Origin of the sequence: Yersinia canariae (assembly GCF_009831415.1) — a bacterium.
Classification (GTDB): domain Bacteria; phylum Pseudomonadota; class Gammaproteobacteria; order Enterobacterales; family Enterobacteriaceae; genus Yersinia; species Yersinia canariae.
In genome coordinates, this window is sequence record NZ_CP043727.1 from 1,825,842 (window position 1) to 1,845,016 (window position 19,175).

The following is a 19,175-nucleotide window of genomic DNA, read 5'->3' on the forward strand; positions in this document are numbered from 1 at the left end:
TGGGTCTGGCGTTGCTATTTTTATACTTGTGTCTTTCAACTATTTTACTTTTATTGTGGCTGTTATTTGATCTGCATTCTGGAAATATCCAACCTGCCATTCCATTATGATAAATCTATTTCGTCAGATAACGGGACAAAGCCTTATGGAACAGCTGAAAGCTGAGTTAAGTGTCGTGCTTGGGGAGTCGATAACCCGCCTTGAACGCATCAGCGAGCAGCCGTATGCCCATCTGTATGCCATGTATAATCAGCAGGGGCAGGCCATCCCATTGTTGGCAAAAAGTTATGTTTGTCAGGGGATTGCACAGCAGGAGGCGTATAAACTGTCCATGTTGTCGCGCGAAGGCGATATACGCTTGCCAACTGTATATGGCTTAGTCATGACCCATCAAACTCCCTATAAAGAAATTTTATTAATGGAGCGTTTACGTGGCGTTTCGGTTGAAGCGCCGACCCGGACAGGGGACCGCTGGAATGCTTTGATGGATCAAATAGTTGAAGGCGTATTAGCCTGGCATCGAATTGATAGTCATGGTTGCGTCGGCAATGTTGACAGTACGCAGGAAAATGATTGGTTCAGTTGGTATCAGCAGCGGGTTGAAGTGCTGTGGGCCACGCTGTCCAATATGAACTCTCCGCTAATGACGTTGGAGGACCGAGCGGTACTTTATCGTGCCCGGGCATCATTACATGCACTTTTCGCCGGTTTTGACGACAGTTCAGTGCTGGTTCACGGTAATTTGACTTTGCGTAGTATGCTGAAAGATCCGCGCAGTGATCAGTTACTGGCGATGCTCAACCCTGGCCCAATGTTATGGGCGCCGCGTGAGTATGATTTATTCCGCCTCAGTGAGGAGGGTATGTCGAGCCAGCTATTCTATCGTTATCTTAATAAAGCGCCGGTTTCGGAATTTTTTGTCGCTCGCCGATGGCTTTATACCCTCTGGGAATTAGTCTCTCGCTTTATCCACACCGGCAATTTAGACCGCGCATTATTTGATACCGCGGCCCGGCAACTTTTACCTTGGTTAGATTAAATATCCCCGTTACCTCTTTCAATTTGCTGGGGGCTATTTTCAGTTAATTTTTGCCATATTAGCCCCAATGTTTCATACCAGGCTCGCTCGGAATGACCTAAATATGTTGCCGCCGGAATAGTGCGCTCCCAGCTATGCAAAGGGGTGGTAATGGCTAATTGATTGGCCGGTGCCGGGATAGGATGTAAACCCTGAGCTGTAAAGAATTTCATTGCTCGCGGTAAATGGCTGGCGGAAGTCACCAACAAAAACGGCTTATCACCGACCAAGCCCGCCACTGCGGAGGCTTCTTCCACGGTATCTTTGGGCTGCTCTAATGCAATAACATCTGCCGCCGGGACACCTAAACTTTCCGCGACCTGCGCTGCTGTTCTTGCACTGCTTTGGCTGTTGGGGCCAGCGCCGCCAGTAAATACCATTTTTGCATTAGGATGGGCGTGATACAGCCGGATCCCCTCTGTTACTCGTGGCAAACTATTTGAGAATAAATTGGCACTTGGCGCCCAATTCGGATTAAACGTGTAGCCGCCACCAAGGACAACAATGTAATCTACCGGGTCGTTTCCCTGATAAGTCGCGTACTGTTTTTCCAACGGCAATAGCAGGCGATCCGCGACAGGTTGCAGGCTAACAAGCAATAATACCAGCCAACTTAATGCAAAAAGCGTTTTGCCGCTTTTTTGCCAGCGGGTAAAGCACAATAAGATTAATGCCAGCCCCATTACGATAAGCAGAAAGGGCAGTGGCATTAATAAGCCGCCAACAAACTTTTTTAGGGTAAAAAGCATAAAAACAGGGACCTTTTGGCTGAAAAAACGGCATTTGGTGATGATTACGGGCCAAGAAGATTTATTCTAAGTCAGGCTGTGCCAAAATAGCAGGTTGGGAGTCATTCTTTTTGCTGTAGCCATTGATTTGCGAGTCTCTATCAAGGCCGGTAAATCAATAGTTATAGCGGAGCAATTGTCCATGCAGGATCGTAATTTCGATGATATCGCCGAGAAATTCTCGCGCAATATCTACGGCACAACGAAGGGAATGATCCGTCAGGCAGTGGTGTGGCAAGATATCACCGGGCTATTAGCACAGTTACCGCAACGCCCGTTACGGATTTTAGATGCCGGTGGCGGTGAAGGGCATATGGCTTGCCAACTGGCGGCATTAGGTCACCAGGTTCTATTATGTGACCTGTCCGCTGAGATGATCCAACGTGCGAAAGTGGCTGCGCAGGAAAAAGGTGTGAGCCACAACATGCAATTTGTACAAAGTGCGGTACAGGACATCACCCAACATTTAGAACAGCCAGTTGATCTGATATTGTTCCATGCGGTTTTAGAATGGATTGCAGAGCCACAACACGTTCTGCAGGTCCTTTTTAATGCGTTAAACCCAGGTGGCGCGCTGTCATTGATGTTCTTCAATGCCAATGGGTTGGTGATGCGCAATGCGGTATTAGGTAATTTTCAGTTAGCGATACCGGAGGTAAAAAGGCGTCGTCAGCGCTCATTATCGCCGCAATATCCTTTAGATCCACCGACGGTATACGGTTGGCTTGAGCAAATGGGTTTATCCATTAGCGGTAAGACGGGAGTACGGGTGTTTCACGATTACATGAAAAATAAACAGCAACAAGTCGATGAGTTTGCTGAATTATTGGCGTTGGAGCAGCGCTATTGCCGGCAGGAGCCCTTTATCAGTTTGGGGCGCTACGTGCATGTCATGGCGTTTAAGCCGAATCTGAAGGACCCATTATGAGTGAATTTTCCCAGACAGTACCCGAACTGGTCGCCTGGGCGCGAAAAAATGATTTTTCGATTACTTTGCCAACAGAGCGTCTGGCTTTTCTTATGGCTATTGCGACCTTAAACGGTGAGCGGCTGGACGGCGAAATGAGCGAAGGCGAGTTGGTTGATGCATTTCGTCACGTCAGTAAAGGTTTTGAGCAGACCACAGAAACCGTGGCAGTACGCGCCAATAACGCCATCAATGATATGGTGCGTCAGCGTTTACTCAACCGTTTTACCAGTGAAATGGCCGACGGCAATGCGATTTACCGTCTGACTCCATTGGGCATTGGTATTACCGATTATTATATCCGCCAGCGCGAGTTCTCCACTCTGCGCTTGTCGATGCAATTGTCGATTGTGGCACAAGAGCTACAACGGGCAGCAGAAGCCGCAGAAGAGGGCGGTGATGAGTTTCACTGGCACCGCAATGTATTTGCCCCGCTGAAATATTCAGTCGCTGAAATCTTTGACAGTATTGATATGACTCAGCGCTTGATGGATGAACAGCAACATAGCGTCAAAGAAGATATTGCGGCGTTGTTGAATCAAGACTGGCGTGCCGCTATTGCCAGCTGTGAAATGTTGCTGTCAGAAACCTCCGGTACACTGCGAGAGTTACAAGACACGCTGGAGGCGGCAGGTGATAAGCTTCAGGCAAATTTGTTACGTATTCAAGAAGCTACTATCGGCAATGCGGGCTTGGACTTGGTCGATAAGCTGGTCTTTGATCTGCAAAGCAAACTTGACCGCATTATCAGTTGGGGTCAGCAGGCCATTGACCTGTGGATTGGCTATGACCGCCATGTACATAAGTTTATTCGTACTGCGATTGATATGGATAAAAACCGAGTATTCGCCCAGCGGTTGCGCCAGTCAGTCCAGAATTACTTTGATAGCCCTTGGACCCTGACCTACGCCAATGCTGATCGCTTGCTGGATATGCGCGATGAAGAGCTGGCGCTGCGTAGTGAAGAGGTGACCGGGGAGCTGCCACCGGATCTGGAATTTGAAGAGTTCAATGAGATCCGCGAGCAGTTAGCCGCCATGATTGAGCAGGCCTTGCAGGTGTATCAACAGCAAAAAATGCCACTCAATCTGGGGGAAGTCATGCGCGATTACCTCGTGCAATATCCGCGTGCTCGTCATTTCGACGTGGCTCGTATCCTGGTCGACCAGGCAGTTCGCCTTGGTGTGGCCGAAGCCGATTTCTCAGGGTTACCAGCTGAATGGCTGGCAATCAATGATTACGGAGCCAAGGTGCAGGCACATGTCATCAACAAATATTGAAGTAGTAATGCCGGTTAAACTGGCTCAGGCATTGGCCAACTCATTGTTTCCCGCACTCGATAGCCAGCTGCGCGCCGGTCGTCATATTGGTATTGATGAGCTGGAAAATCATGCTTTCCTGATGGATTTTCAGGAGCAACTGGAAGAATTTTATACTCGCTATAACGTGGAGTTAATTCGCGCACCGGAAGGTTTCTTCTATCTGCGCCCACGGTCGACCACCCTTATCCCGCGCTCGGTGTTATCCGAGTTGGATATGATGGTCGGGAAAATTCTTTGTTATCTGTATCTGAGCCCGGAGCGGTTGGCTCACGAAGGTATTTTCGCCCAGCATGAGTTATACGAAGAGTTGCTGAGCCTGGCCGATGAGAGCAAATTGCTGAAGTTCGTTAACCAGCGCTCAACCGGTTCAGATTTGGATAAACAGAAGTTGCAGGAAAAAGTACGAACGTCACTCAACCGGCTGCGTCGATTGGGCATGATCTACTTTATGGGCAATGACAGCAGTAAGTTTCGTATCACTGAGGCGGTGTTCCGCTTTGGTGCCGATGTGCGCAGCGGTGATGATCCCCGCGAAGCTCAGTTGCGTATGATCCGCGATGGCGAAGCCATGGCGGTCGAAAATAGTCTGTCACTCCATGATGAAAGCGACGAAAGCGATATCACCATGGGCAATGCAACGGACAGTGCAGAGGATGAACAGGAATGATTGAACGCGGTAAATTTCGCTCACTGACCTTGGTTAACTGGAATGGTTTTTTTGCCCGAACATTCGATCTTGATGAGCTGGTCACCACCTTATCCGGTGGGAATGGTTCGGGGAAATCCACCACCATGGCGGCTTTCGTTACAGCATTGATCCCCGACCTGACATTACTGCACTTTCGTAACACGACCGAAGCCGGGGCGACCAGTGGTTCCCGTGATAAAGGTTTGCACGGTAAATTGCGCGCGGGCGTGTGTTACTCCACCTTAGATGTGGTCAACTCCCGCCACCAACGGGTGGTTGTCGGGGTACGTCTGCAACAAGTTGCTGGGCGTGACCGTAAAGTTGATATCAAGCCTTTCACTATCCAAGGGCTGCCGACAGCTATTCAGCCAACCGAAATTCTTACCGAAGTGGTGGGCGAGCGCCAGGCGCGCGTGTTGTCACTGCCAGAGCTGAAAGAGCGCGTTGAAGCAATGGAAGGGGTGCAATTTAAGCAATTTAACTCCATTACTGATTACCACGCCTTGATGTTCGATTTGGGGGTGATTCCGAAGCGTTTACGCTCCTCAGCGGACCGCAGTAAATTCTATCGTTTGATTGAGGCGTCATTGTACGGTGGTATTTCCAGCGCGATTACCCGTTCACTGCGCGACTATTTATTACCAGAAAACAGCGGCGTACGAAAAGCCTTCCAGGACATGGAGTCGGCGTTGCGTGAAAACCGCATGACCCTTGAGGCGATTCGCGTCACTCAGTCTGACCGCGACCTGTTTAAGCACCTGATATCAGAGGCGACTTCTTATGTTGCCGCTGATTATATGCGCCATGCCAATGAGCGGCGCATTCATCTTGATGGCGCTTTGGTTTTGCGCCGCGACTTACTGGCCAGCCGCAAACAACTGGTGACCGAGCAGTATCGCCATGTCGAAATGTCCCGCGAATTGGCCGAGCAAAGTGCTGCTGAGTCTGATCTCGAAACTGATTATCAAGCCGCCAGTGACCATCTCAGTTTGGTGCAAACCGCGATGCGCCAGCAGGAAAAAATCGAGCGCTACCAAGGTGATTTGGAAGAGCTGACATACCGGCTGGAAGAACAAAATGAGGTTGTTGCTGAGGCCAGCGAACAACAGGCGGGCAATGAAGCCCGCGCTGAAGCCGCCGAGTTGGAAGTGGATGAGCTGAAAAGTCAGTTGGCTGATTATCAGCAAGCGCTCGATGTGCAGCAAACCCGCGCCATTCAATATCAGCAAGCATTACAGGCATTGGAGCGCGCCCGTGCGCTGTGCCAATTACCTGAATTAACAGCTGAAAATGCTGAAGAGTGGCTGGAAACTTTCCAAGCTAAAGAGCAAGAAGCGACCGAATCTTTATTGCAACTCGAGCAAAAACTGAGTGTTGCTGATGCGGCACACAGCCAATTTGAGCAAGCTTATCAACTGGTTGTGACCATTGCCGGTGAGGTCAGCCGCAGTGAGGCCTGGCAAACCGCGCGCGAATTATTACGCGACTGGCCGTCACAGCAACATTTGGCCGAACGGGTTCAGCCGCTGCGCATGCGGCTCTCTGAACTGGAGCAGCGTTTGCGTGCCCAGCAAGATGCCGAGCGCTTATTGCAGGAATTCTGTAAGCGGCAGGGGCAAGCCTATCAGCCAGAAGAGCTGGAAGAGTTGCAACGTGAGCTGGAATCACAGGTTGAAGAGCTGTCTCTCAGTGTCAGTGATGCCGGTGAACGGCGCATGGAAATGCGTCAGGAACTTGAGCAAATTAAGCTCAAAATTCAGGAATTGACGGCGCGAGCTCCGGTTTGGCTGGCGGCACAAGATACTCTGAGCCAACTTAGTGAGCAAAGCGGTGAAGCGCTGGAAGACAGCCGTCAAGTGACGGAGTTTATGCAGCAGTTGCTGGAGCGCGAGCGCGAAACCACTGTCGAACGTGACGAAGTGGCGGCAACAAAACGTGCTATTGATGTTCAAATCGAGCGTCTGAGTCAGCCAAGTGGTGCTGAAGACTCGCGGATGATTGCACTGGCCGAGCGTTTTGGCGGTGTGCTGCTCTCGGAAATTTATGACGATGTCACCATTGACGATGCGCCATACTTCTCCGCACTGTATGGCCCGTCCCGCCACGGGATAGTGGTGCCAGACTTATCATTGGTTCGCGACCAATTGCTCGGTTTGGAAGATTGCCCGGAAGATTTGTATCTTATCGAAGGGGATCCGCAGTCATTTGATGACAGTGTTTTTGCCGTCGAAGAGCATGAGAAAGCGGTGGTGGTGAAAATTGCCGATCGTCAATGGCGTTATTCCCGCTATCCGGAAGTGCCGCTGTTTGGTCGGGCGGCCCGAGAAAAACGACTAGAAGCGCTGTATCAAGAGCGTGATAGTTTGGCCGAGCGCTATGCGACACTGTCATTTGATGTGCAAAAAACCCAGCGTTCGCATCAGGCATTCAGCCGGTTTATTGGTTCTCATCTGGCGGTGGCATTTGATTCTGATCCCGAAGCTGAGATTCGCCTGCTGAATACTCGCCGTGGTGAAATTGAGCGCGCCCTCAATACACATGAAGAAAAAAATCAGCAACAACGTCAGCAATTCGAACAGGCTAAAGAGGGAATTTCAGCTCTTAACCGACTGATTCCGTTAGTATCATTGTTGCTTGACGATACCTTGACTGACCGTGTCGAAGAAATTACTGAAGAACTGGCAGAGGCACAAGAGGCGGCGCGCCATATCCAGAAACACGGCGCTTCTCTGACCAAGCTTGAACCGCTGTTGGCGGTGTTGCAAAGTGACCCGCAGCAACACGAACAGTTGCAGGAAAACTATGCGCAGGCGCAGAACAGCCAGCGCCAGGCTAAACAGCAAGCTTTTGCATTGACTGAAGTGGTTCAGCGCCGTGCGCACTTTAGCTATACCGACTCCGCGGGCATGCTGACTGAAAACTCGGATCTGAACGATAAACTGCGCCAGCGCTTAGAGCAGGCTGAAGCAGAACGTACCCGCGCTCGTGAGCAGTTACGTCAATATCAGGCCCAGTTTACTCAATACAATCAAGTGCTGGCGTCTTTAAAAAGTTCTTATGATGCCAAACGTGACATGCTCAAAGAGTTGAGTCAGGAGCTGGTGGATATTGGGGTTCAGGCGGATGCCAATGCCGAAGCTCGTGCGCGTACTCGCCGCGATGAATTGCATGCAGCACTGAGCACCAACCGTTCACGACGAAATCAGTTGGAAAAACAACTGACTTTCTGTGAAGCCGAGATGGACAGTTTGCAGAAAAAACTGCGCAAACTGGAGCGGGATTATCACCAAATTCGTGAGCAGGTAGTTAATGCTAAAGCGGGTTGGTGTGCGGTGATGCGCATGGTGAAAGATAATGGTGTTGAGCGCCGTTTACATCGCCGTGAACTGGCTTATATGGATGGTGACGAACTGCGTTCTATGTCGGATAAGGCGCTGGGGGCATTGCGCCTGGCGGTGGCAGATAATGAACATCTGCGTGATGTGCTGCGCTTATCGGAAGATCCAAAACGGCCTGAACGCAAAATCCAATTCTATATCGCGGTGTATCAACACCTGCGCGAACGTATCCGTCAGGATATTATCCGCACAGATGATCCCGTTGAAGCGATTGAACAAATGGAGATTGAGCTCGGGCGTCTGACTGAAGAGTTGACGGCCCGTGAGCAGAAATTGGCCATCAGCGCAAAAAGCGTGTCGAATATCATCCGCAAAACCATTCAGCGCGAACAAAATCGTATTCGCATGCTGAATCAGGGGCTACAAGCGGTGTCATTCGGGCAGGTTAAAAGTGTGCGGTTGAATGTCAATGTGCGTGAAGCCCATGCGACCTTGCTGGATGTGTTGTCCGAACAGCAGGAGCAGCATCAAGACTTGTTTAACAGTAATCGCCTGACTTTCTCTGAAGCACTGGCAAAACTGTATCAGCGCCTAAACCCACAAATGGATATGGGGCAGCGTTTGCCGCAAACTATTGGTGAAGAGTTACTTGATTATCGTAACTATCTGGAGCTGGAAGTCGAAGTTAATCGCGGCGCAGATGGCTGGTTGCGGGCAGAGAGTGGCGCATTGTCTACCGGCGAGGCTATCGGTACCGGTATGTCTATTTTGGTGATGGTGGTGCAGAGCTGGGAAGAGGAATCGCGCCGTTTACGTGGCAAAGATATTTCGCCGTGCCGCTTATTGTTCCTCGATGAAGCTGCGCGTCTGGATGCGAAATCTATCGCAACATTATTTGAATTATGCGAGCGGTTGGAAATGCAGTTAATTATTGCTGCCCCAGAAAATATCAGTCCAGAAAAAGGGACAACCTATAAGTTGGTGAGAAAAGTCTTCCAAAATCATGAGCATGTGCATGTGGTTGGCTTACGCGGCTTTGCCAATGAAATCCCAACACTGCCCTCAAAGCCTATTGAACAGCAGCAACCCGGTTAATTATCACTCAGTAAAAACGTGAATAATAATTAATTTTATTTAATGGCCGCTCAGCGGCCATTTTTATTTGTTGCCGCATCTGAGGGTTATATTTTATAAGCAGAGAAAATCTGTTAGCGTAACGTTAATGACTAAATTTATAATATTGGCCGCTCAGTAGTGATTTCTGTTTGTATAATAAGGTTAATACCCAAAGATAGCGGTATTGCAGTCAACCAACGAACAATACTGAGCGGATTCCCGTTAGTCATTCGGGTGAGAAGGCCGCTAGCATGCTGCGACTTCAGGGAAGAAAGGTAACGACAGACTATGACGTATTCAGACAAGCATACCGGGGGCATAGAATGTCGGTAGAGAGAAAAAATCCGCAACGCGTATTCGCGTTATACTGCGCTTTAATGTGTAGCCTGATACCGGTCTTTACAGCATCGGCCACCGCGCCAGTCTTGCCTGTAGATTCATCTTCAGCGCTAACATCATCGCCACAAAACATGTCGGTTGCACAAAGCCGTTCTCAATTATTGGCGACGTTACCGAAAAACGTCACTCCGCTCTATTCTTCGGAATTAGCACTGCTTTATGCCGCTAATCAAATGCAGCCGATGTGGCAGGATAGGACGGCTGTTCAGCATTTTCAGCAGCAATTGGCGGAAGTTGCTCTCTCCGGTATTCAACCGCAATTTATGCAGTGGGTGAAATGGCTTAGTGATCCTGAAATAAAGGGCATGGCCCGCGATATTATTTTGTCTGATGCTATGTTGGGGTATTTGCACTTTATCTCTGGCGTTGGCGCGAACGGCAGTGTCTGGTTATACAGCAATGTGCCTTACAAGATGGCTACGCCGCCAGCCACGATTTTAAATCGTTGGCAGCAAGCCGTGCATGAGGGGACGACAGCGCCTTATCTGGCATCCTTAGCGCCTCAGCATCCGCAATACGAAAAAATGCATCAGGCGCTGAAACAGATGCTGGCAGATCGGCGTCCATGGCCACAAATGGCTAATGGCCCAAGTTTACGTCCCGGCCAATTGAGTGATGATATTCCTGCTTTGCGGGAGATTCTCGACAGAACCGGGATGTTGCATCCGGCGGTATCGGCACCAGCGCAAGTCCCGGAAGTCATTCCTGTGGATAATCCTGCGGTGGCAGTTGTTAATGATGACCTCTCTGTGGATGAGGAGAAAAGCCGTGCTCAGGCGCACAGTCTGGTCGTAAGCCCATCAGCAGCACCTGTAGCAGATGCCCCGATTACCGGAGGCGCTGTTGCGCCATCAACGGCACCACTGAGCGCGCCGGCTACGGTCACGGATAATGTCTACACGCCAGAACTCATGGAAGCCGTCAAACGTTTCCAGCAGTGGCATGGTCTGAGTGATGATGGGGTCATTGGTGCGCGGACTCGTGAATGGCTGAATGTTTCGCCGCAAACGCGGGCTACATTATTGGCACTGAACATTCAGCGCTTACGCATTTTGCCGGGCCGAGTAGACAATGGCATCATGGTTAACATTCCAAACTATTCACTGAATTATTATAAGAATGGTGCCGAAGTGCTTTCGTCGCGAGTGATCGTGGGCCGCCCAAGCCGCAAAACACCGTTGATGAGTAGCGCGCTGAATAATGTGGTTGTTAACCCGCCATGGAATGTGCCGACCTCTCTGGTGCGCCAGGATATCGTGCCGAAAGCGCGTTATGACGCCAGTTATTTCCAGCGCCATGGCTATACCGTATTGTCAGGCTGGAGCAATGATGCTGAAGTCGTCGACCCATCGATGATCGACTGGAGCATGATTTCGCCGAATAATTTCCCGTATCGCCTACGCCAGGCTCCTGGTGCCAGTAATTCATTGGGGCGGTTCAAGTTCAATATGCCAAGCTCTGATGCTATCTATTTGCATGACACACCGAACCATGGCTTGTTCCAGAAAGACATTCGCGCGTTGAGCTCGGGCTGTGTTCGCGTCAATAAAGCCTCTGATTTAGCTAATATGCTGTTGCAAGATGCGGGTTGGAATGATGCTCGCGTTTCCTCGACCCTGAAGCAAGGCGACACCACTTATGTCAACATTCGCCAGCGTATTCCAGTGCAGTTGTATTATTTGACGGCATGGGTGGCAGAAGACGGCAAACCACAGTTTAGAACAGATATTTACAATTATGATATGACGGTGAGATCAGGTTCACAAATCTCCCATCAGGCCGAGCTTTTGCTGCAATAAATGCAGTAAAACTCAATAACTAATGGTCTCAATATCGGGTTGTCTTATGGGCGCTCCTTCGCGGGCGCACTATAACCTGGACTCATCGCACAGTGAATGCGTGCCGAATGCGGGTTGACTGGTTTTCCGTAGGCGGTTATGGTTCGGGACGGCACATTATATAGTGCTTACTTTTGACATTCTTGCCGGGTATTAACAGAGATCATGGATAAAATTGATAATTATCGCCGTAAATGGCTAGCGTTAGGCGGGGTAGCGCTAGGTATGTCGCTGCTTCCAGGGCAAGCATTTGCTACCCTTTCTACTCCTCGTCCACGCATCTTGACCTTGAATAACCTGAATACAGGTGAGTCTATAAAAGTGGAGTTTTTTGACGGTAGAAAATATAACAAAGATGAACTTTCCCGTTTAAATCATTTATTCCGCGATTATCGGGCCAATAAAGTCAAAACTATCGATCCTCGTTTATTTGACCAGCTATACCGCCTCCAAGGCCTTTTGGGTACAACTAAACCGGTACAGTTGATTTCAGGTTATCGCTCACTTGATACGAACAATGAACTGCGCGAACGCAGCCGCGGTGTGGCCAAGCACAGCTTCCATACACAAGGGCGGGCGATGGATTTTCATATTGAAGGCATTCAATTGAGTAATATCCGCAAAGCGGCATTAAAAATGCGTGCAGGTGGTGTAGGATATTATCCTCGCAGTAATTTTGTGCATATTGATACTGGGCCAACACGAACCTGGTAATACATATTTTTATTCCAATGCTTTGAATTTACACCCAATAGATTTCACGATTCAGGAAGGCGGGCCATGAGCGCCGCCAACATTCCTGAAATTTGAAAGATGAAAGGTATATTACGTTTGCATTGGGGTTGGAGCTTTATGAAATATCAAATTATTCCCGTGACGGCCTTTAGCCAAAATTGCACACTAATCTGGTGTGAAGAAACAAGGCAGGCTGCTCTTGTGGATCCCGGTGGTGAAGCCGCCAAGATCATTGCTGAAGTGGCTCGCCAAGATGTTAAGGTCAGTCAGATTTTACTGACACATGGTCATCTGGACCATGTGGGGGCTGCTGCAGAACTATCCGCACATTTTCAGGTGCCGATTTATGGCCCAGAAAAAGAAGATGCATTTTGGTTGGAGGGGCTACCTGCACAAAGCAGAATGTTCGGGTTGAGTGAATGTGAAGCTTTTACTCCGACTCGTTGGCTGGAAGAAGGTGATAAAATCACTGTCGGCGCTATAGAGTTATCAGTATTGCATTGCCCTGGACATACACCCGGCCATATTGTCTTTATTGATCAAAAAGATCGTTTAGCGCTGGTTGGCGACGTTATTTTTAATGGTGGTGTCGGGCGCAGTGATTTCCCGCGTGGCGACCATCAGCAACTGATTAATTCTATTCGAACCAAATTGTTGCCTTTGGGTGACGATATGGCGTTTATTCCAGGCCATGGTCCAATGTCTACGCTAGGGCATGAGCGGCAAACTAATCCGTTTATAAGAGAAGAACCTGCTGTTTGGTGATAGGTGCTATATGCACTTGGCGTTATGCCAGGATTGAATACAAGGAAGGCGCCGCAAGGCGTCTTTTTATATTATATTTAACAAGTTGCTAAAGCATTTTGTGAACCAATAATCAGCTATTTATGGATACTAAGAACATAATGATAGTGTTCTTCCAATTAGCATTACCTTAGTGATATTCGTAAGGCGTAACATGACAGAAAGATATACCTGATATTGACCCGGCTCGGCGCAGTTTTTATGGCCGTTTTTGAGTTCGTAATATTACGAGCGCCTTTCAATGGAATCCACTATGCCATTTCGTCGTTTCAGACTGAATAAGTTCCTGTCCCGGCTCGGTTTTTCTTCTATGGTGTTATTGCTATTTCTATTGTTGGGAGCAGTCGTAATTTATGGGCAAACAAAGGCCAATGTGCATCAAGGGGCCGAGGCTAAGTTATTACAGGGAAGGGTGCGCGTCGACCAAATATTCAATAACTTGCAGCATGCCGCTATTCAGGTGGAAACTGGGCTGGGAAAGCCGTGCTTACAAGTTGTACAGAATTTACGTGATCAAGTTGTCTTGATACCGGATGTCCGTTCTGTCACTTTAGCGAGAGGGGCAACCATATATTGCTCCTCAATATATGGTCCACTTTCCACACCATTCGATTTAGATGTATTTGTTGACGGGCAATTAGAGTTAATGTCAGGTAATGATGTGACACCGGATCGCGCTTTGATGGTTTATCGGCTGGTTCGAGGTGATTACAGCATTCTGGTGGCGGTTGATGGGTATTATCTGCGCAGTATTCTTAACTTATTGAGCGGCGATATCGAGTTGCAACTGAGAGTGGGCGATAAATGGATGGATGCGGCAGGGACAGTGCATTCTGGCAAACCGTCTAATAGTGGGGAGCTGTTATATCTGGCCTCAGATAAATATGCTTACTCGCTAAGTACCACACTGTCTAATCAACACTATTTAGATTATGCCCGTCAATATGCTCAAGGTAGTTTAATTTTCTTTATATTAATAAGTTTTGGGTCAGCTGCACTCGTCTTCTGGTTATCTGGAAGGGGAGCATCACCTACTCAGATATTAAAACAGGCATTAGAAAATAACGAATTTATTCCTTACCTGCAACCGATTGTCAGTGGTAAGGAACAATGCTGGATTGGCTGTGAAGTTTTAATGCGCTGGCGGCACCCGGAGCAGGGTTTAATTCAACCGAATCACTTCATTCCGATGGCGGAGGACAGTGAACTTATCGTGCCGATGACTCGCTCTATTATGCAACAAGTCAGCGCAAAATTTGCGCCTTATGTAAATCAATTACCTGAAGGCTTCCACTTCGGCTTTAATATCAGTGCCAATCATTGCCGTGACCTTAGTCTTGTAGACGACTGTCGTAAGTTTATTCAAGCTTTTGGCGGTAATAAAATCAATATTACGTTGGAATTAACTGAGCGAAAATTGATTGTTGCAGATGCGACCACAGATAAATTATTTGCTGAACTTCATGCTTTAGGCGTCTTTATTGCTATCGATGACTTTGGTACCGGGCATTCAAGTCTGACTTACCTGCAAAAGTTTAAAGTTGATTTTCTCAAGATTGACCAAAGCTTTGTCGGAATGATTGGTTCAGATGCTTTGTCGAGTCACATTGTGGGCAATGTAATTGATCTCGCCACTCGGCTAGGGTTACAAACTATTGCCGAGGGAGTCGAAAACGAAACTCAAATGCGTTATTTACAAGCCCATAATGTGGATTACCTACAGGGCTATATGTATGGGCGACCTATGCCCATGAACGAGTTTGCTAAATATTTATTCCATTAAGATTATTGGCTGGTGGATAAAATAAAAGGGCGCCTAAGGCACCCTTTTTATAACCTGTCACAGTGAGTTAATTAGAGCACTGCAACGATAGCTTCACACAATGGCGCCATGTTGTCCGGTGTCATACCTGCAACGTTTACACGACCAGAATTTACTGCATAAACCGCGAATTCATTGCGTAAACGCAGAACTTGGTCTTTGGTCAGGCCACTGAACGAGAACATACCATTTTGGTTGATGATAAAGCTGAAATCTAGCTTAGCGCCTTTTTCCTGCAAAGTATTAACAAACAATTGGCGCATACGGTGAATACGCTGGCGCATATCAGTCAGTTCTTGTTCCCAAATAGCACGCAGGGCAGGGTTGCTTAGTATGGTCGCAACCACTGAAGCACCATGAGCTGGCGGGTTGGAATAGTTAGCACGAATGACCGCTTTAACTTGGCTAAAGGTAATATCCGCTACTTCACTGTTTGCGGCAACCACAGTACAAGCACCAACACGTTCATTATAAAGACCGAAGTTTTTGGAGTAAGAACTGCAAACAATAAATTCTTGATGCTTGGCGGCGAAAATACGCAAACCTTGAGCATCTTCTTCCAAACCTTTGGCAAAACCTTGATAAGCGAAGTCAAACAGCGGTAACCAACCCTTAGCCACTGACAGTTCAGCTAATTGGCTCCACTGAGCTTCTGTTGGGTCAATCCCCGTCGGGTTATGGCAGCAGCCATGGAACAGCACGACGTCGCCAGCTTGAGCTTCGGACAGGCTCTTTAATAACCCATCGAAGTCCAGCGCATGATTTGCCGCGTCATAATAAGCATACTCAACCACTTCCAAACCAGCAGCCGCGAAAATATTTTTATGATTTGGCCAGCTTGGATTACTGACCCAGACACGTTTGGCGCTGGTCTGATGGGCAATAAAATCGGCCGCGATACGTAATCCGCCAGTACCACCAGGGGTTTGAGCGGTGCGAGCACGTTTATTAGCAATAATAGCGCTATCAGCCCCGAACAGCAGTTCCTGAGTACAGCTGGCGAAAACCGGCAGGCCATCAATACCCAAATAATTTTTGGTGACTTCATTTTCCAGCAAATACTGCTCAGCTTTCTTTACGCTGGTCAGCACTGGCGTTTTCCCGGTTTCGTCTTTGTAGACACCGATCCCCAGGTTGATTTTATTAGGGCGGTCATCCGCGCGGAAAATATCGGTCAGGCCCAGAATGGGGTCCGCAGGTGCAGCAGTGATTTTTTCAAACATGTCAGAGGCTTCCATGGCTTAGCGTTAAGCAAACAGAACCATCAGGGTAGCGCCAGTTGCGGCCTTTGCCAACCGTTTGCGATAAAAAGAAATGAATGTTGTGAGGCGGGGAGTTTCGGGGTGAAAAATCGGCAAAATAACACGTTCAGCAGTGCAATATCCCTATTTCAGCCAAGGATAAAAACAAAAAGACAGAGCCGAAGCCCTGTCTTTTTTTAACTTACGTCAGCAGATAAACTGCTTGATTAAGTTTAACTTAGAACTGGTAAACCAAGCCAACACCAACAACGTTGTCAGTGTTCAGACCGTTTTTAACAGTGAAGGTGTCTTCATCCAGCAAGTTGATTTTGTAATCAACATAGGTAGACATGTTTTTGTTGAAGTAGTAGTAAGAACCAACAGAAACATATTTCAACAGGTCATGGTTGTCGCCAGTTGCGTCATTCAGATCCTTGCCTTTAGACTGAACGTAGCCTAAAGATGGACGCAGACCGAAGTCGAATTGGTACTGTGCAGTAATTTCCAAGTCACGAGTTTTGTTCGCGATGGTGTTAGCTGCGGTACCGTATGGAGTCATGTTCTGAGTTTCAGCATACATAACAGCCAAGTATACGTTGTTTGCGTCGTATTTAGCACCAACGTTCCATGCTTGAGCTTGGTTGCCTGGAGCGGTAGAAGCATCTTTCTGCAGAGTAGTACGGTTTGCAGTAGAGTAACCAGCACCGAAGTTCACGCCGTAGCCGATATCATAAGTGGAAGACATGCCGAAGCCGTCGCCATTTGATTCTTTAACATCGCCATTACGTTCGTTTTTGCCTTGGTATTGCAGGGCAAAGTTCAGGCCATCAACCAGACCGAAGAAGTTAGTGTTACGGTAAGTTGCCAGACCAGTAGAACGGCCAGTCATGAAGTTGTCAGAGTTGGAGATTGAATCACCACCGAACACTGGCAGCATGTCAGTCCATGCGTTGACGTCATAGATTACGCCGTAGTTACGGCCGTAGTCGAATGAACCGAATTCAGCAAATTTCAGACCAGCAAAGCCCAGACGTGTTGCGTTGCCATCTTGAGCATCACCACCTTCGGTGTTGTTTGCTTGGATGTTGTATTCCCACTGGCCGTAACCGGTCAGTTGGTCAGTAATTTGGGTTTCGCCTTTGAAGCCAAAACGAACATAAGATTTGTCGCCGTCTTGTTTAGCGTTATCAGAGAACTGGTGACGCGCGTCAACTTTACCGTACAGGTCAAGTTTGTTGCCGTCTTTGTTGTAGATTTCTGCTGCATTAGCTGCGCCAGCTACTAACAGTGCTGGGATTACTACTGCAAGAATATTGCGCTTCATCATTATTATTACCCTCATTGGTGTTATTCGGACACCTGCCACTGCCGCCAATAATTTTTTTGGAACTATTGTTGAGAGTTTGGTGTCGTCTGTGTCTGAACGCAGTGTTCCATTCACGAGGGTTATAATCCACACCGAAAATGCTACCAATTACCTGAATATGTTTCATTGGGAAACTATGTGTTACTAAATGTAAATATCAGGGAACTTTGTGACTCAGATCGAACTTTAAAAAATGACAAAAGCCAGCTGAGCTGGCTTTTATTTATACAAAAATACAATTTTTTTCTAAATGACTAATTTAGAAACTGGCATTTCTTGGTGTGCGTGGGAATGGAATAACGTCCCGGACGTTTTGAACCCCTGTTACGTAGGAGATCAAACGCTCAAATCCAAGGCCAAAACCTGAATGTGGCACAGTGCCATAGCGACGAAGATCACGATACCACCAATAATCTTCTTTATTGAGGCCCATTTCAGCCAGACGCGCATCCAGAACATCTAAACGCTCTTCACGCTGTGAACCACCGATGATTTCGCCAATACCCGGGGCGAGAATATCCATCGCTGCCACGGTTTTGCCATCTTCGTTCATACGCATATAGAAGGCTTTGATATCTTTTGGATAGTTTTTAACCACAACCGGCGCTTTAAAGTGTTTCTCAGCCAAATAACGCTCATGCTCAGAAGATAAATCAATGCCCCAAGAGACATCATTTTCAAATTTCTGTCCGGATGCCAGTAAGATCTCAATGGCGTCGGTGTAGTCAACCTGAGCAAAGTCTGAGGTAACAAAACGCTGCAAACGATCAACGGCATCTTTATCTACACGCTCAGCAAAGAACTTCATGTCATCAGCACGCTCGTTCAATACCGCTTGGAAAACGTATTTCAACATTTTCTCTGCCAAACCAGCGACATCATCTAATGAAGCAAAAGCAACTTCTGGCTCGACCATCCAGAATTCGGCCAAATGACGGCTGGTGTTGGAGTTCTCAGCTCGGAAAGTAGGGCCGAAAGTGTAAACCTTGGATAATGCACTGGCGTAGGTTTCACCATTAAGCTGACCGGATACTGTCAGGAAAGCTTCTTTACCGAAGAAATCTTCGCTGAAATCGACAGCACCAGTATCAGTACGTGGCAGATTTTCCAGATCCAGCGTTGATACGCGGAACATTTCACCAGCGCCTTCAGTATCAGAAGCAGTGATAAGTGGTGTTGAAACCCAAAAGTACCCATTCTCGTCGAAGAAACGGTGAATAGCTTGTGCCAAAGTATGACGAACTCGCGCGACGGCGCCGATCAAGTTGGTCCGTGGGCGCAAGTGAGCCACTTCACGCAAGTATTCTATGCTGTGGCGTTTTGCGGCCATTGGATAGGTATCAGGGTCATCAACCCAACCAACCACTTTGATAGCGGTTGCCTGAATTTCAAAACTCTGGCCTTCACCTGGTGATGCCACCACTGTGCCAGTGACTTCTACTGAGCAACCGGTAGTTAAATGCAGTACTTCATCCTGATAATTAGGCAAAGTATTATTTACGACGGCCTGTAACGGGTCAAAGCAGGAACCGTCATAAACGGCAACGAAGGAGATACCCGCTTTAGAATCTCTCCGGGTACGCACCCAACCGCGCACGGTGACTTCACTGCCAACCGCGGCACGGCCTTGCAGTACGTCGACTACAGGCACTACGCTCATAAATTTCTCTCTT

At 48.1% G+C, this 19,175-nt stretch carries 13 protein-coding genes; 9 read left to right on the plus strand and 4 right to left on the minus strand.

Annotated elements, in window-relative coordinates; all coding sequences use genetic code 11:
- The first annotated feature begins 145 nt into the window (after positions 1 to 145).
- Entirely contained in the window at positions 146 to 1,039 is an 894-nt protein-coding gene (locus F0T03_RS08460) for a YcbJ family phosphotransferase (RefSeq protein WP_145555086.1), read from the plus strand.
- On the opposite strand, the gene elyC is transcribed toward F0T03_RS08460, so the two are convergent.
- Positions 1,036 to 1,827 carry an envelope biogenesis factor ElyC gene (gene elyC / locus F0T03_RS08465; RefSeq protein ID WP_159677823.1) on the minus strand — a complete coding sequence of 264 codons (792 nt, stop codon included), beginning with the start codon at positions 1,825 to 1,827 and terminating at the stop codon, positions 1,036 to 1,038. The genes F0T03_RS08460 and elyC overlap by 4 nt on opposite strands.
- A 181-nt stretch (positions 1,828 to 2,008) precedes the next feature.
- On the opposite strand from elyC, the gene cmoM reads away from it, so the two are divergent.
- From cmoM to F0T03_RS08505, 8 genes are all read left to right on the plus strand, one after another.
- A complete protein-coding gene (gene cmoM, locus F0T03_RS08470) occupies positions 2,009 to 2,794 on the plus strand; it encodes a tRNA uridine 5-oxyacetic acid(34) methyltransferase CmoM (protein ID WP_145555088.1) in 786 nt (261 codons plus the stop codon).
- Positions 2,791 to 4,113, plus strand: coding sequence for a chromosome partition protein MukF (gene mukF, locus F0T03_RS08475; protein WP_159677825.1), 1,323 nt, complete (start codon positions 2,791 to 2,793; stop codon positions 4,111 to 4,113). The genes cmoM and mukF overlap by 4 nt, the downstream gene beginning before the upstream one ends.
- Complete coding sequence (gene mukE / locus F0T03_RS08480; RefSeq protein WP_145555090.1) at positions 4,094 to 4,822, plus strand: chromosome partition protein MukE; 729 nt, start codon at positions 4,094 to 4,096, stop codon at positions 4,820 to 4,822. Before mukF ends, mukE begins: the two co-directional genes overlap by 20 nt.
- Positions 4,819 to 9,276 carry a chromosome partition protein MukB gene (mukB, locus tag F0T03_RS08485; protein WP_159677827.1) on the plus strand — a complete coding sequence of 1,486 codons (4,458 nt, stop codon included), beginning with the start codon at positions 4,819 to 4,821 and terminating at the stop codon, positions 9,274 to 9,276. The genes mukE and mukB overlap by 4 nt, the downstream gene beginning before the upstream one ends.
- 344 nt (positions 9,277 to 9,620) lie before the next feature.
- The gene (ldtD, locus tag F0T03_RS08490; RefSeq protein WP_159677829.1) at positions 9,621 to 11,495 is read left to right on the plus strand and encodes a L,D-transpeptidase; all 1,875 of its coding nucleotides are present in this window, start codon (positions 9,621 to 9,623) and stop codon (positions 11,493 to 11,495) included.
- 204 nt (positions 11,496 to 11,699) lie between these two features.
- A complete protein-coding gene (gene mepK / locus F0T03_RS08495) occupies positions 11,700 to 12,248 on the plus strand; it encodes a peptidoglycan L,D-endopeptidase MepK (protein ID WP_145555093.1) in 549 nt (182 codons plus the stop codon).
- Positions 12,249 to 12,386: 138 nt separating this feature from the next.
- Entirely contained in the window at positions 12,387 to 13,034 is a 648-nt protein-coding gene (locus tag F0T03_RS08500) for an MBL fold metallo-hydrolase (RefSeq protein ID WP_159677831.1), read from the plus strand.
- A gap of 292 nt (positions 13,035 to 13,326) precedes the next feature.
- On the plus strand, positions 13,327 to 14,856 hold the full coding sequence (locus F0T03_RS08505; protein WP_159677834.1) for an EAL domain-containing protein: 1,530 nt from the start codon (positions 13,327 to 13,329) through the stop codon (positions 14,854 to 14,856).
- A 71-nt stretch (positions 14,857 to 14,927) separates the two neighbouring features.
- Here the strand turns inward: F0T03_RS08505 and F0T03_RS08510 are convergent, their stop codons facing one another.
- From F0T03_RS08510 to asnS, 3 genes are all read right to left on the minus strand, one after another.
- Entirely contained in the window at positions 14,928 to 16,118 is a 1,191-nt protein-coding gene (locus tag F0T03_RS08510; RefSeq protein WP_159677837.1) for an amino acid aminotransferase, read from the minus strand.
- A 256-nt stretch (positions 16,119 to 16,374) separates the two neighbouring features.
- Entirely contained in the window at positions 16,375 to 17,460 is a 1,086-nt protein-coding gene (gene ompF / locus F0T03_RS08515) for a porin OmpF (RefSeq protein WP_162527023.1), read from the minus strand.
- 301 nt (positions 17,461 to 17,761) lie between these two features.
- Positions 17,762 to 19,162, minus strand: coding sequence for an asparagine--tRNA ligase (asnS, locus tag F0T03_RS08520; protein ID WP_145555098.1), 1,401 nt, complete (start codon positions 19,160 to 19,162; stop codon positions 17,762 to 17,764).
- Between the last annotated feature and the right edge of the window lie 13 nt (positions 19,163 to 19,175).

Excerpts from the sequence above, each read along its gene's own strand:
- F0T03_RS08460 (WP_145555086.1), top strand. The coding sequence starts at position 146 with ATGGAACAGCTGAAAGCTGAGTTAAGTGTCGTGCTTGGGGAGTCGATA.
- elyC (WP_159677823.1), bottom strand. The coding sequence starts at position 1,827 with ATGCTTTTTACCCTAAAAAAGTTTGTTGGCGGCTTATTAATGCCACTG.
- cmoM (WP_145555088.1), top strand. The coding sequence starts at position 2,009 with ATGCAGGATCGTAATTTCGATGATATCGCCGAGAAATTCTCGCGCAAT.
- mukF (WP_159677825.1), top strand. The coding sequence starts at position 2,791 with ATGAGTGAATTTTCCCAGACAGTACCCGAACTGGTCGCCTGGGCGCGA.
- mukE (WP_145555090.1), top strand. The coding sequence starts at position 4,094 with ATGTCATCAACAAATATTGAAGTAGTAATGCCGGTTAAACTGGCTCAG.
- mukB (WP_159677827.1), top strand. The coding sequence starts at position 4,819 with ATGATTGAACGCGGTAAATTTCGCTCACTGACCTTGGTTAACTGGAAT.
- ldtD (WP_159677829.1), top strand. The coding sequence starts at position 9,621 with ATGTCGGTAGAGAGAAAAAATCCGCAACGCGTATTCGCGTTATACTGC.
- mepK (WP_145555093.1), top strand. The coding sequence starts at position 11,700 with ATGGATAAAATTGATAATTATCGCCGTAAATGGCTAGCGTTAGGCGGG.
- F0T03_RS08500 (WP_159677831.1), top strand. The coding sequence starts at position 12,387 with ATGAAATATCAAATTATTCCCGTGACGGCCTTTAGCCAAAATTGCACA.
- F0T03_RS08505 (WP_159677834.1), top strand. The coding sequence starts at position 13,327 with ATGCCATTTCGTCGTTTCAGACTGAATAAGTTCCTGTCCCGGCTCGGT.
- F0T03_RS08510 (WP_159677837.1), bottom strand. The coding sequence starts at position 16,118 with ATGTTTGAAAAAATCACTGCTGCACCTGCGGACCCCATTCTGGGCCTG.
- ompF (WP_162527023.1), bottom strand. The coding sequence starts at position 17,460 with ATGAAGCGCAATATTCTTGCAGTAGTAATCCCAGCACTGTTAGTAGCT.
- asnS (WP_145555098.1), bottom strand. The coding sequence starts at position 19,162 with ATGAGCGTAGTGCCTGTAGTCGACGTACTGCAAGGCCGTGCCGCGGTT.